Below are 11,481 nucleotides of genomic sequence, written 5' to 3'. Positions count from 1 at the left end.
GGTGTCGCAGGTGTCGCAGGTGTCGCAGGTGTCGCAGGTGTCGCAGGTGTCGCAGGTGTCGCAGGTGTCGCAGGTGTCGCAGGTGTCGCAGGTGTCGCAACTGTCGCAACTGTCGCAAGGGGTGCAGCAGACAAAACCGGCAGCGTCGCCAGCGCCAGCACATCGGCAGCGGTGGCGTCAGGGTGTGCGTCGCACCAGTCCCAGGCGTCACCCTTCGGCGGCAGATCGATTGTTGCCACGTCGAGGATGTGCACTTCTGCGGCGATGCCTTGCAGCTTGTCGGCAACGTCACGGCCATACTGCACGCCGGGTTCGTCAGCATCGGGCCAGATCACTACAGCGCGGCCTTTCAGCGGCGTCCAATCGGCTGCGCTGGCGCTGTTCGCGCCTCCGCTGGTGGTGGCGATGCTTCCTAGCTTCCCCAGCGCATCGGCGGCCTTTTCGCCCTCGGACACGATCACCACGGCGGCGGGGTCTGCGGCGATGCGGTGCAGGTTGTAGAGGAGTTTCCCTGCAGGTGGTGCGGGCGGTTCACCGATCTCATACCCTGTGCCGTCTGCCGTCCGGCGCATCGGCCTGATCCACTTCGCGCCGGTCTCTGGGTGTTTCAGCCGAATGCGCCAGAACAGCGGTTCTCCGCTGGCGCTGGTGTAGGTGTGCAGCGCTTCGGGCTTGAAACCGTCGCGCAGGGCTGGCGCTGACAATCTGCGGGCGGCCTGCTGGGGTGTTTCCACAGCGTCGAGCACGTCAAGCATGGCGGCCTCCCGTCATGGCTCCCAGCGCCTTTGCAGCAGCGGGGAAGAACTGCTCATAGCGTTGCATCTGGAAAGCCAGCACATCGCCCCCAGACGCGCCGCAGACCATGCAGCGGAATGCGCCGGTCTGCACGTTGACGCGCAGGCTTGGCCGGGTGTCCGGGTGGAAGCAACACAGAGCATCGCGCCAGGTGCCACGGCCATGCAGCGCGCCGAGTTCAGCGGTGAAGTAGCTCTCAGGATCGGGCAGGCGGCTGCGGTCGAAATGCGGGCGCAGCGCCAGCAGTGCGGCGCGGCTCTTTGCCGGTGTGGTGGTGCGGCGGGGGATCATGGTTTCACCCCCACCAGCAGCAGCACGTCGAGCACGATCAGCGCAGCGAGTACCAGTGGCGCGATGTCCAGCAGCAGGCGGTGCAGGCGGCGGCGCATTATTTAGACTCCGTCAGCTTGGCAATGGCTTGCAGCGCGTCCGAAGCTTTCCACACGCTCATGTGGCCTAACTTCGTCGGCTTCGGGAATTTGCCCTCTTTGACAAGCCGGTAGAAGTGCGTCCGTCCGACATTCAGCAGCGCCGGTGTTTTCGGCGTGCCGATGATCTGAGTGATTCGCAGCAGGGCGTTCGGGTGAATATCCGCCGTCGCTGGCGCAACACGGCGCGGCTTGGTTTTCGGAGGGGTTTGAATCTCAGGGCTTTGCATCGCATGTCCTTGGTTAGGGGTGAACATGCGGCGAACTCTGAGCGCGCTAGTCGGTAGCTCGCAACTCGCTATCGAAAATCAAGCAATGGCGCGGCTTGCGCGGGATAGCGCGTCTGTAGCGACTTGGTGGCGAGTTACAGTCTTGGGCGCTTTGGCGTGGGCCAATAGTCTGACGGCTTCCCTTCGCTCCAGATTTTTCGAATCGTCGAATCAGCGAGACTGAATTGAGTGGTTGCTAGCTTGATGTAGTTCTTCTGGCGCTTTCCCTTACATGCAATGATGAAGTCCACGATCTGGCTATCCCTTGATTCCAGGTCAAGGCATGGCTCAGGTGGTTGATTTGCTTCTGGCTGCTCGGCTGGCGTTCCCCGCTCTGCATCCTCTGCTGCTTGCGCTGATTCCACCAGATCAAACCCCAGCGGCTCCAGGTAGGCGCGGGCTTCGTCCACGAGGATTTGCGTCTCCCATCCATCCACCTTTTGGACTGGCACCAGGTCAGCGTCATAGGCGCGCATCCTGCCCGAAAGAATCAGGGCGTTGATAGCCTGAATGTGTTTGTTGGCGATGCGGTACTGCTCGGACTTCGCTTCGTTCGCGTAATCCCGAAAGCCAGCGACAAGATCCCATGCGGGGCGGTCAGGTGCGGCCTGAAATGCGGCCTTGCACTGCGCCCACTGTTCGGGCGTCATGTTCAGTGCATCGGGAATGTTGATGCCCTTCCAGACGGCGCGCAGGTACAGCAAGTCGGCGTCGGTCAGTTCCTCGATTCGGAAATTTTTAGGCTCCGCTTGGGGAATCTTTTTCTGCAAGCTCACGAGGAGTGGTGGCGTGTTCAGCGGTGGGCACAGCAGCGCACCGATGCGGCGGCCTAGCTCCCAGGCGGCAAGGAACGTGCTGCCTGGCTCAATCTCGATATATCGTCCCATTTGCGCTCCTTCTGCGCTGGCCTTCAAAAATGGGCACCAGTCAGGCGGGTGAAGGTTCCCGCTTTTCTCCCCGTCGGGATAGCCTGGCGCGAAACGGGTCAGCGGAAGTAGCGATGCTCCCCCAGCTCGATGCCGGTGAGCGCATTCGGTGGCAGTTGCACATACTTTGCCGCCTCTCTCGCATCGTCGGCTCGCAGAAACGGCCCCGCTAAGGGGTACCCGATACAGCGTTCTCCAGACGGCAGGAGCGCGTCGCACACTACGTAGTAATGGATGCGCTTCACCCCTCGCATGCGAATCGCCAATTCTTCCGGGGTTAAATCGTCGTCATAGCCCAGCTCGCTTTTCGGGTGATGGTTTGTTGCGCCAGTCATGATTTACCTCTCTCAGGTTGTCATGCCTGAAACCGTCAGGCAGCGGTGTTGATCGTCAGGCTGCGCCACGGATCGGAATGATTTCCGCGCCGGTCTTGAGTTTGTCGAGGTAATCGCTCCACGCTTGCATCATCTGCTGGCGCTGCTTGAGAAACTTCGTCCGGTTGTAGCTGGTGCCGAGCGCATCCGGCACGGCGTGCGCAAGCTGGTGTTCGATCACGGCAGGCTCATAGCCCAGGTGTTCGTGCAGGATGGTGCGCGCCACAGATCGCCAGCCGTGTCCGGTCAGTTCGGTGCGGGTGTCGATGCCCAGGCGTCGATAGGCGGCATTGATGGCGGCGTCAGACATGGGCTGTGTCGGTGCGCGTCCGACGAACACCCAGCCTGCGGGTAGGTGGCCTGTCAGCGGGTGCAGATCGCGCAGCAGCTCCACGGCCTGCCGAGACAGGGGAACAAGATGTTCCGTCTTGGTCTTGCTCACGATGTAGCGCCACTGCGCGCCGTCGAGGTCAACATCTTCCCAGCGCATGGTGCGCAGTTCGCCGGGCCTGCAAAACACCATCGGCAGCAGCTTGATGGCGGTGGCCACAATCGGCGTGCCCTTGAAAGCGTCGAGTGCGCGCAGGATGGCGCCCACGGCCTGCGGATCGTCTGCCGGGGCGGGCATGTGTTTGGGGATGTAGGCGGGCAAGGCTCCACGCAGGGCTTGTGTGGGATCGTTGACGGCGCAACCTGTGGCGATGGCATAGCGGATCACTTGGCCGATGTTCTGCTGCGCGCGGTGCGCGGTTTCCAGCACGCCACGGCCTTCAATCCGGCGCAGCACGGCCAAGATGTCCGGCGCGGTGATTTCGGCAACAGGGCGGCGGCCAAGATAGGGGAACACGTCGCGCTCAAGGCGGCGGACAACCTTGTCCCGATGGCTGGCGGCTTTGGCGTCGAGGTGGCGTGCAATCCAGTCGCGTGCAACGGTTTCAAACATGCCGGGTAGCGGCTTGCCTTCGCTCACCAGGGCAGCGTGCTCTGCCTCGGCTTTCTGTTCTGCTTTGCGCTGTTGTTTGGCGTCTGCCGGGTCAATGGGCGGATCAGCGGCAAGCATTCCACGCGCATCTGCATGGCGCTTGCGGCCTTCGGATAGTGTCACATCGGGATACGCGCCCAGCGCCAGCGTCTTGCGCTTGCCTGCAAAGCGGTAGTCGTACCGCCAAAGCTTTCCGCCGGATACCGTCACCAGCAGGTACAGCCCTTTTTCGTCGGGCAGCTTGCGCGGCTTGTCGGTCGGCTTGGCTTGGCGAACGGCGGTATCTGTCAGCGGCATGACGGTATTTCCTCGGTCGATACCGTCAAAAAAGACGGGATACCGTCCAAGATACCGTCAGGAAATACCGGCTGTCAACGCACTGCGGCGCACTACTACGAACGAAAAAAGGCCGTAAAGCGTTGATTTCTCTTTGCTTTACGGCCTTCTGCGTACTGCTACGAACGTGTTGATGGTGGACCGAAGGAGGATCGAACTCCCGACCTCTGCATTGCGAACGCAGCGCTCTCCCAGCTGAGCTATCGGCCCGAAAAGCAAAATCATAACCGACGCCGGGAAGCGGGATCGATTGCCGGGGATGGGGTGATTGGTAACGAACGGTATCTCAGGTGGTGAGGTGCGACTTCCAGGCCTACCATCAAGTCGTCATAAATCCGTATTCGAACCCGGTGGGGTGGGATGATGCGTTACGACGCTGCGGTGCTCGACCGCCAATTCAACAATCGTGAGCTGGTGCCCGACTGGGCCGACTATCTCGCGCGCTGGAAGCGCGACTCGCAGGAGGCGCGGTTGAACTGGCCCTGCCTGCTCGATCTGCCGTATGGCGATTCGATTGCACAGACACTGGACTGGTTCGCCCCGGCCGCGACGGGGTTGGCGCCCTGTCTGGTGTTCATCCACGGGGGCTGGTGGCGTTCGCTGGACAAGGCTGATCACAGTTTCATCGCGCCGCCGTTCGTAGCGCGCGGAGTGCATGTGGTGGTGGTGAATTACGCGCTTGCCCCCGGGGCGCCGTTGCAGCAGATCGTGGGCGATGTGGTGCAGGCGCTGGCGTGGGTCTGGCGACGGGCGGAAGACTTTGGCGTGGATCGTTCGCGCATCGTGTTGGCGGGGCATTCTGCGGGTGCGCATCTGGCGGCCATGATGCTGGCCTGCCGCTTCGATTGGTACGGCGACGATCTGCCGGCCCAGATTCCGGCGGGGGCTCTCGCGTTGTCGGGGGTGTACGACCTGGAGGCGGTGCGCAAGACGGCGTTTTTGCAGCGCGACCTGAAGCTCACGCAACATTCGGCGCGGGCGATGTCGCCGGCGTGGTTGCCTCCCGCCGGGCCGGCTGCGCTAGCCTTGGCGGTGGGCGCTGACGAGTCTGAGGCTTTTCACGCGCAGGCCCGGTTGATGCACCGCCACTGGCCCGGATCGGGCAAGACGCTGGTCGTTCCGGGCGCGCATCACTTTTCGGCGCTGGACGCGCTGGCGCAGCCGGGGTCTGTGTTGCACAGCCGTCTGTGGGATCTGATCGGGACGCGAGAGCGCGAGCGCGTGAGCGAAACGGCCGACGCCGCCAACACCGTCGATTCCGCGCAAGACCTCACTCCGGCCGATTGAGCCCGTCCTGTTGCGACTCCAGCACCCGCAGCAGGCTGGAGGTGTCGTCCCGTCCCCAGCCGGATTTCATCAGCGCATCGAGTTGGCGCTGTACCTGTTCCAGTGCGGGCAGATGCAGCCCGGCGGCCTTGGCCGATGCGGCGATCAGGCCGAAGTCCTTGGCGTGCAGCCGGGCTTCGATGCCCGCGGCGAAATCGCGCTGCGCCATTTTCGGGCCCATCAGATCCAGCATGCGGCTGCCGGCAAAACCTGTGGAAATGGCGCCGAGCACCGCGTGGGCGTCCACGCCTTGCCGCGTGGCATAAAGCAAAGCCTCGGCGATGGCTTCGATGGTGACGACCTGAATGAGTTGATTGCAGGCCTTGGCCACCTGGCCGCTGCCGCTGGGCCCGAGGTGGCGCACGTTTTGGCCGAGGGCGCGCAGCAAGGGAAGGGCGCGGGCGAACACTGCGGCATCGCCGCCGACCATGATGCTCAGGCTGGCTTGCTTCGCGCCGTTCACGCCGCCCGACACGGGGGCGTCGAGAAAATGCAGCCCGGCGGCCTGCAGGGTCTGCCCGATTTCACGCGCGCCTTCTGGTGAGATGGTGCTGTGGTCGACGCACACCGCGCCGGGCTGTGCGCCGCGCAAAGCACCCTCCGGGCCGCAGAGCACGTTGCGCACGTCTTCGGTCGAGGTGACGTTGGTGAAAATGAACTCGGCGCCGCGCGCGGCCTCTGCCGGGCTGGTGCAGAGGTGAACGCCCAGCTCGGCCGCGGCAGCACGGCTGCTGTCGCTGCGGGCATAGGCTTTGGCGCTGCAGCCCAGTTGCAGCAAATGGCCCAGCATGGGCGCACCCATGGCACCCAGGCCGATGAAAGCAATTGAAGTCGTCATGTCGGACCAGTTAGAGTTTGATTTGCCTTTTGCTTCGCGGCCTCAAAATATCGGCAAAGGTGGACGAAAGGGCGAGCGGCATAAGCAAGGATAAGGAAGGCATAGGGGCCTTCTATAGCCTGAATTGAAAGTGTCCATTGGACGTTCAGGGACGCGTTCTCTACAGTGTGCACTGCAACATAAATGAAGGTAAAACCTTCTCTACAAGCTCGGCAACAGCCGAACGTCAACAGCAACCTCAAGGAGTTTCACATGTCTTTGATCAACACTGAAGTCAAACCTTTCAAGGCCACCGCTTTCCAGAATGGCAAGTTTTTCGACGTGACCGAGGCCAGCCTGAAGGGCAAATGGTCGGTCGTGGTGTTCTACCCCGCCGACTTCACCTTTGTCTGCCCGACCGAGCTTGAAGACCTGGCCGACAACTACGACACTTTCAAGGCTCTTGGGGTGGAAATTTACAGCGTTTCGACGGATACGCATTTCGCCCACAAAGCCTGGCACGACACCTCCGAAGCGATCAAGAAGGTGAACTATCCGATGATCGGCGACCCGACCGGCGCGCTGACCCGCAATTTCGATGTGATGATCGAAGAAGAAGGCCTGGCGCTGCGCGGCACCTTCCTGATCAACCCGGAAGGCGTGATCAAGCTGTGCGAAATTCATGACAACGGCATCGGCCGCGACGCCAAGGAACTGCTGCGCAAGGTTCAGGCCGCGCAGTATGTGGCCTCGCATCCGGGCGAAGTCTGCCCGGCCAAGTGGAAGCAAGGCGCAGCCACGCTCAAGCCTTCGCTGGATCTGGTCGGCAAGATCTGATTTTCAGCCCCTCGTAGAGCCTGGTCCAGTAGTCAGTAGTCTTTGGGTCAGGCCGCGTCTCTTTGAATCGGCACGCGGCGCACGGCAATCCGCCGGGCAAAACAACAGCCTATTGCCGCCCGACCCTCACCTGCACCTCGAAGGAGCACGCCATGCTCGACGACACCCTGCTTTCCCAACTCAAGACTTACCTGGAGCGCGTCTCTCAGCTGTTCACCCTGGTCGCCTCTCTGGACGATAGCGAGAACGCGGCGCAGATGCGCACTCTCCTGGAGCAGATCGCGAGCCTGTCCGACAAGATTTCGGTGCGATTCGACGGCACCGACGCGCGGCGCCCGTCCTTCGCTCTGGAGCGTGTCTCGGGCCAGCCGCAGCATTTGCGGTTTGCCGCGATTCCGCTGGGCCAGGAATTCACCTCGCTGGTGCTGGCGTTGCTGTGGACCGGCGGCCATCCGCCCAAGGTCGAGGCCGAGACCCTCGAAGCGATTCGCCAGCTCGACGGCGACTATCGCTTCGAGGTGTATATGTCGCTGAGCTGCCATAACTGCCCGGACGTAGTGCAGGCGCTGTCGCTCATGGCGGTGTTCAACCCGCGCGTGCAAACAGTGGTGATCGACGGTGCGCTGTATCAGAGCGAGGTCGAGTCGCGGCAGATCATGGCGGTGCCCACGGTGTATCTCAATGGCGAGCTGTTCGGCAGCGGGCGCATGGATGTGGAGGAGATCGTCGCTAAGCTGGACAGCGGCTCTGCGCAGCGCGACGCCGCCAAGCTCAACGCCAAAGCGCCTTACGACGTGCTGATTGTGGGCGGCGGCCCCGCTGGCGCGGCGGCTGCGGTTTACGCGGCGCGCAAGGGCATTCGCGTGGGGCTGGCAGCCGAGCGTTTCGGCGGACAGGTCAACGACACATTGGCGATCGAAAACTACATTTCGGTGCTGGAAACCGATGGCCCGAAATTCGGCATGGCGCTCGAAGCGCATGTGCGGCAGTACGGCGTAGAGATTCTCAATCAACAGCGCGCCGAAAAGCTCATTCCCGCGGAGCACCAAGGCGGGTTGATCGGTGTGCAGTTTGCCCACGGCGGCCGCCTGCAGGCGCGTAGCGTCATCCTCTCCACCGGCGCGCGCTGGCGCAATGTGAACGTGCCGGGCGAAGCCGAGTACCGCAACAAGGGCGTGGCGTACTGCCCGCATTGCGACGGCCCGCTGTTCAAGGGCAAGCGGGTGAGCGTGATCGGCGGCGGCAACTCGGGCGTGGAAGCCGCCATCGATCTGGCGGGTCTGGTGGCGCACGTCACTCTGCTGGAATTCGCGCCCGAGCTACGCGCTGACGCAGTGCTGGTGAGCAAGCTGCGCAGTCTGCCCAATGTCACCATTCACACCAACGCGCAAACCACCGAAATCACCGGCGACGGCAGCAAGGTCAACGGCCTCACCTACACCGACCGCGCCAGCGGCGCCAGCCATCATCTGGAGTTGGAAGGCGTGTTCGTGCAGATCGGCCTGGTGCCCAACACCGAGTGGCTCAAAGGCGTGGTCGAACTCAGCCGATTCGGCGAAATCGTGGTGGATGCCAAAGGCCAGACCTCGGTCTCTGGCGTCATGGCTGCAGGCGACGTGACGACCGTGCCCTACAAGCAGATCGTTATCGCCGCGGGTGATGGCGCCAAGGCCGCGCTCAGCGCCTTTGACTATCTCATCCGCACCCCGGCGCCGCAGATGGCCGAAGCCGTGGCCGCCTGATGGGATAACTGCGCGGGGCAGGCCGTCGATACACTTGTGCAGCACTCTGACTTCGTGAGAACCGACATGCTGTTGATGGTCCTGTCCCCCGCCAAATCGCTCGACTACACCACCCCGCCCACGACGTCCATCGCCACCCAGCCTCAGTTCACCCTGCAGGCCGAGGTGCTGGTGGACGGGCTGCGCAAGCAAAGCCCGCAGCAGCTCAGCGCGCTCATGGGCATTTCCGACAAACTCGCCGCGCTCAACGCCGCGCGCTTTGCCGAATGGCAGCCCAGCTTCACCCCGCAAGACAGCAAGCAGGCGGTGTTGGCATTCAATGGCGATGTGTACGAAGGGCTCGATGCCCGCAGTCTGAGTGAAGCCGATCTGCAATGGGCACAGCAGTATCTGCGCGTGCTCAGCGGGCTTTACGGCGTGCTGCGCCCACTCGATCTCATGCGGCCCTACCGTCTGGAGATGGGCACGGCCTGGCCCAATGCCAAGGGCAAGGATTTGTACGCCTACTGGGGGACGCAAATCGCCGAAAACCTCAACGCCGAATTGGCTGGCGGCAAGGGCGAGCCGGTGCTGGTGAATCTGGCTTCCGACGAATACTTCCGTAGCGTGGATCGCAAAGCGCTCAAGGCGCGCGTGGTGCAGCCGGTGTTTCAGGACGGCACGCCCCAGACCGGCTACAAAATCGTGAGCTTTTACGCCAAGCGTGCGCGCGGGCTGATGGCGCGCTATGTCATTCAACATCGCTTGACTCAGGTGGATGCGCTCAAGGCGTTCGACAGCGACGGCTACCGCTTCGTGCCCGAGGCCTCCAAGATTGATCAGTGGGTTTTCCGCCGCGACAAGGTTTCTGCATGAACGCATCGCCGGTTTTAACGGTTTACGGTTTGACTCAGTGCGACACCGTCAAGCGGGCGCGGCAGTGGCTGCAGGCGCAGAGCGTGGATTTTCAGTTTGTCGATTTCAAGAAAACCCCGCCCACTGCCGCGCAGATCTCAGCCTGGGCCGAGGCCGTCGGCTGGGAGGCGCTGCTGAACAAGCGCGGCACCACCTGGCGCAAGCTCGATGCGGCTACGCAGGCCCGCGTGGTCGATGCGCCTAGCGCGGTGGCGGTTCTGGCGCAGCATCCCAGCGCCATCAAACGGCCCGTGGTCGAGGCCGGTGGGCAGCTTTTGGTCGGGTTTGACGAAGCAGATTGGCGCGCCGCGCTATCCCCGTTCTTGCCGCCGTTCTCATGACAAGCGCCGGGCGAGTTCACTGCCCAGCGCCAGCAGGGTGAGGGTGGGCGGCAGCCCCCAGGGCTCGGGAATGACCGAGGCGTCGCACACATGCAGATTCGGGCTATGGCAGCTCAGGCTTTCGTCGAGCATTTCGCCCAGACGCACGCTGCCGCCGGGGTGCGCCGCCACCCAGGGCGACACATAAGGTTTGCCCGAACCGGCGGCCTTTAGCACCGCGCGCGCCTGCTCCACGCCCGCGCGCATTTTCAGCCGGTCGCTCGGCCCGAAGCGCCGCCAGGGGCGCCCGTGCGGGTCGATGCGGCCTTCGATGTCGTCGCGGATTTTCACCATGATCATCGCCGTGTGGCCGTAGCTGAGCAACTGATCAGGCCGACCGGCAGCCCAGGTGAAGGCGCGGAAAAAATTGGCCGGAACCGTGATGTCCGACAGCATGTAGCCCGCGTCGGCGTTGAAATAACCCGCCGACATGGAGATGTCGTGCGGGCGTCGCAGAGCCGGCACGTGGCCCATGACAATGCGCAGTGGGTCGCAAAAAAAACCGTCACCCGCCTGCTCCACGCCGCTGTGCTGCAGGATGGCCGGGCTGGCAATGCCGCCCGCACTCAGAATCACCCGTCCCGCGCGGAAGATTTGCGCCGCGCCGCCCTGGTGTTGCGCTTCCACCCCGATGGCCCGGCCCTGGTCGAACAGCACGCGCGTGACCCGAACGCCGGTCTGCAGATCCGCGCCGTGGCGGATCGCCTGCTGCAACAGCGTCTGCGCCGACCAGAAGGCCTCCGGCGGGCAGATGCCCTGTGCGCAGCGCGATTGGTCGATCATCTTGGGCAACGGCTGCCAGGGCAGACCCAGAGACTCTCCGGCCTGCATCAGCAGAGAGGGAATCGGGGTGAGCAGATCGTCGCGCAAAGGGGCATGCGGCAGTTCGGACTGCACCCGTTCGAGCGCGGCGGCAAGGTCGATGCCGTGACGGGCAAACATCGCCAGCGGCGGGGGCGTGGCGGTGTGATAGAAGGTGACCGATCCGCCGCCCACCCGCAGGCTGCGCAGCAGCACCACGCCGGGCGCGATGTGCATCGCCTCTTTGCGGCGCAGGAGTTTGAGCAGGTTGGTGCCGGGAGGCGGCCCCGAGCCCTGTTCCAGAATGCGCACCCGCGCACCGGCGCGGGCCAGATCCCGCGCCACCATCGCGCCCGCCGGGCCCGATCCGACCACGAGAACGTCGGGGATCGGCGCGGCGTCTGTCATGCGGGTGCGCTGTGGCGAGAGCGCTCAGGCCGCCAGCAACTGCCGCAGCACAAAGGGCAGGATGCCACCGTTGCGGTAGTAATCGACCTCGATCGGCGTGTCGATGCGCAGCTTGAGCTTGACCTGCTGCTTGCTGCCGTCCGCCCGGGTGATGGTCAGCAGCGCG

General features: G+C 63.5%; 12 protein-coding genes, 1 tRNA gene and 1 pseudogene. 5 read left to right on the top strand and 9 right to left on the bottom strand.

Going from position 1 to position 11,481, the window contains the following annotated elements:
* The 7 genes and pseudogenes from B7X30_RS12490 to B7X30_RS12460 all read right to left on the bottom strand — a co-directional run.
* Nucleotides 1-755: pseudogene (locus tag B7X30_RS12490) on the bottom strand (hypothetical protein); the annotation flags it as partial.
* Nucleotides 748-1,086 carry a CHC2 zinc finger domain-containing protein gene (locus B7X30_RS12485; RefSeq protein ID WP_286730941.1) on the bottom strand — a complete coding sequence of 113 codons (339 nt, stop codon included), beginning with the start codon at nucleotides 1,084-1,086 and terminating at the stop codon, nucleotides 748-750. The pseudogene B7X30_RS12490 and the gene B7X30_RS12485, both read right to left, overlap by 8 nt.
* Before the next feature lie 97 nt (nucleotides 1,087-1,183).
* A complete protein-coding gene (locus B7X30_RS12480) occupies nucleotides 1,184-1,480 on the bottom strand; it encodes a helix-turn-helix transcriptional regulator (protein ID WP_286730940.1) in 297 nt (98 codons plus the stop codon).
* 107 nt (nucleotides 1,481-1,587) lie between these two features.
* Nucleotides 1,588-2,379, bottom strand: a complete 792-nt coding sequence (locus B7X30_RS12475; protein WP_286730939.1) for a hypothetical protein — start codon at nucleotides 2,377-2,379, stop codon at nucleotides 1,588-1,590.
* 98 nt (nucleotides 2,380-2,477) lie between these two features.
* Nucleotides 2,478-2,753 (bottom strand): hypothetical protein, encoded by a 276-nt coding sequence (locus B7X30_RS12470; RefSeq protein WP_286730938.1) that lies wholly within the window; start codon nucleotides 2,751-2,753, stop codon nucleotides 2,478-2,480.
* A gap of 55 nt (nucleotides 2,754-2,808) precedes the next feature.
* Nucleotides 2,809-4,071 carry a tyrosine-type recombinase/integrase gene (locus B7X30_RS12465; protein ID WP_286730936.1) on the bottom strand — a complete coding sequence of 421 codons (1,263 nt, stop codon included), beginning with the start codon at nucleotides 4,069-4,071 and terminating at the stop codon, nucleotides 2,809-2,811.
* 173 nt (nucleotides 4,072-4,244) lie between these two features.
* Nucleotides 4,245-4,320: transfer RNA gene (locus tag B7X30_RS12460), tRNA-Ala, on the bottom strand.
* Nucleotides 4,321-4,470: 150 nt separating this feature from the next.
* Between B7X30_RS12460 and B7X30_RS12455 the strand changes: the two genes are divergently transcribed.
* Complete coding sequence (locus B7X30_RS12455) at nucleotides 4,471-5,397, top strand: alpha/beta hydrolase (RefSeq protein ID WP_286730935.1); 927 nt, start codon at nucleotides 4,471-4,473, stop codon at nucleotides 5,395-5,397.
* Here B7X30_RS12455 and B7X30_RS12450 read toward each other — a convergent pair.
* A complete protein-coding gene (locus tag B7X30_RS12450) occupies nucleotides 5,381-6,274 on the bottom strand; it encodes an NAD(P)-dependent oxidoreductase (RefSeq protein ID WP_286730934.1) in 894 nt (297 codons plus the stop codon). The genes B7X30_RS12455 and B7X30_RS12450 overlap by 17 nt on opposite strands.
* A gap of 252 nt (nucleotides 6,275-6,526) precedes the next feature.
* Between B7X30_RS12450 and ahpC the strand changes: the two genes are divergently transcribed.
* From ahpC to B7X30_RS12430, 4 genes are all read left to right on the top strand, one after another.
* Nucleotides 6,527-7,090: an alkyl hydroperoxide reductase subunit C gene (ahpC, locus tag B7X30_RS12445; protein ID WP_013106625.1), complete on the top strand. Its 564-nt coding sequence runs from the start codon at nucleotides 6,527-6,529 to the stop codon at nucleotides 7,088-7,090.
* Nucleotides 7,091-7,242: 152 nt separating this feature from the next.
* Nucleotides 7,243-8,832 (top strand): alkyl hydroperoxide reductase subunit F, encoded by a 1,590-nt coding sequence (gene ahpF, locus B7X30_RS12440; protein ID WP_286730933.1) that lies wholly within the window; start codon nucleotides 7,243-7,245, stop codon nucleotides 8,830-8,832.
* A gap of 69 nt (nucleotides 8,833-8,901) precedes the next feature.
* A complete protein-coding gene (yaaA, locus tag B7X30_RS12435) occupies nucleotides 8,902-9,687 on the top strand; it encodes a peroxide stress protein YaaA (RefSeq protein ID WP_286730943.1) in 786 nt (261 codons plus the stop codon).
* Nucleotides 9,684-10,067, top strand: a complete 384-nt coding sequence (locus tag B7X30_RS12430) for an arsenate reductase (RefSeq protein WP_286730932.1) — start codon at nucleotides 9,684-9,686, stop codon at nucleotides 10,065-10,067. Before yaaA ends, B7X30_RS12430 begins: the two co-directional genes overlap by 4 nt.
* Here B7X30_RS12430 and B7X30_RS12425 read toward each other — a convergent pair.
* The gene (locus tag B7X30_RS12425; RefSeq protein WP_286730930.1) at nucleotides 10,062-11,315 is read right to left on the bottom strand and encodes a GMC family oxidoreductase N-terminal domain-containing protein; all 1,254 of its coding nucleotides are present in this window, start codon (nucleotides 11,313-11,315) and stop codon (nucleotides 10,062-10,064) included. The two genes, B7X30_RS12430 and B7X30_RS12425, sit on opposite strands and share 6 nt — an antisense overlap.
* Nucleotides 11,316-11,481: the final 166 nt, after the last annotated feature.

The sequence above is a fragment of the Thiomonas sp. 13-64-67 genome (assembly GCF_002282795.1).
GTDB lineage: Bacteria > Pseudomonadota > Gammaproteobacteria > Burkholderiales > Burkholderiaceae_C > Thiomonas > Thiomonas arsenitoxydans.
Note: the sequence above shows the minus strand (reverse complement) of the source record. Positions and strands in the feature narration are given on the sequence as shown.

Coding starts and splice junctions, on each gene's coding strand:
- B7X30_RS12485 (WP_286730941.1), bottom strand. CDS start 1,086: ATGATCCCCCGCCGCACCACCACACCGGCAAAGAGCCGCGCCGCACTG.
- B7X30_RS12480 (WP_286730940.1), bottom strand. CDS start 1,480: ATGTTCACCCCTAACCAAGGACATGCGATGCAAAGCCCTGAGATTCAA.
- B7X30_RS12475 (WP_286730939.1), bottom strand. CDS start 2,379: ATGGGACGATATATCGAGATTGAGCCAGGCAGCACGTTCCTTGCCGCC.
- B7X30_RS12470 (WP_286730938.1), bottom strand. CDS start 2,753: ATGACTGGCGCAACAAACCATCACCCGAAAAGCGAGCTGGGCTATGAC.
- B7X30_RS12465 (WP_286730936.1), bottom strand. CDS start 4,071: ATGCCGCTGACAGATACCGCCGTTCGCCAAGCCAAGCCGACCGACAAG.
- B7X30_RS12455 (WP_286730935.1), top strand. CDS start 4,471: ATGATGCGTTACGACGCTGCGGTGCTCGACCGCCAATTCAACAATCGT.
- B7X30_RS12450 (WP_286730934.1), bottom strand. CDS start 6,274: ATGACGACTTCAATTGCTTTCATCGGCCTGGGTGCCATGGGTGCGCCC.
- ahpC (WP_013106625.1), top strand. CDS start 6,527: ATGTCTTTGATCAACACTGAAGTCAAACCTTTCAAGGCCACCGCTTTC.
- ahpF (WP_286730933.1), top strand. CDS start 7,243: ATGCTCGACGACACCCTGCTTTCCCAACTCAAGACTTACCTGGAGCGC.
- B7X30_RS12430 (WP_286730932.1), top strand. CDS start 9,684: ATGAACGCATCGCCGGTTTTAACGGTTTACGGTTTGACTCAGTGCGAC.
- B7X30_RS12425 (WP_286730930.1), bottom strand. CDS start 11,315: ATGACAGACGCCGCGCCGATCCCCGACGTTCTCGTGGTCGGATCGGGC.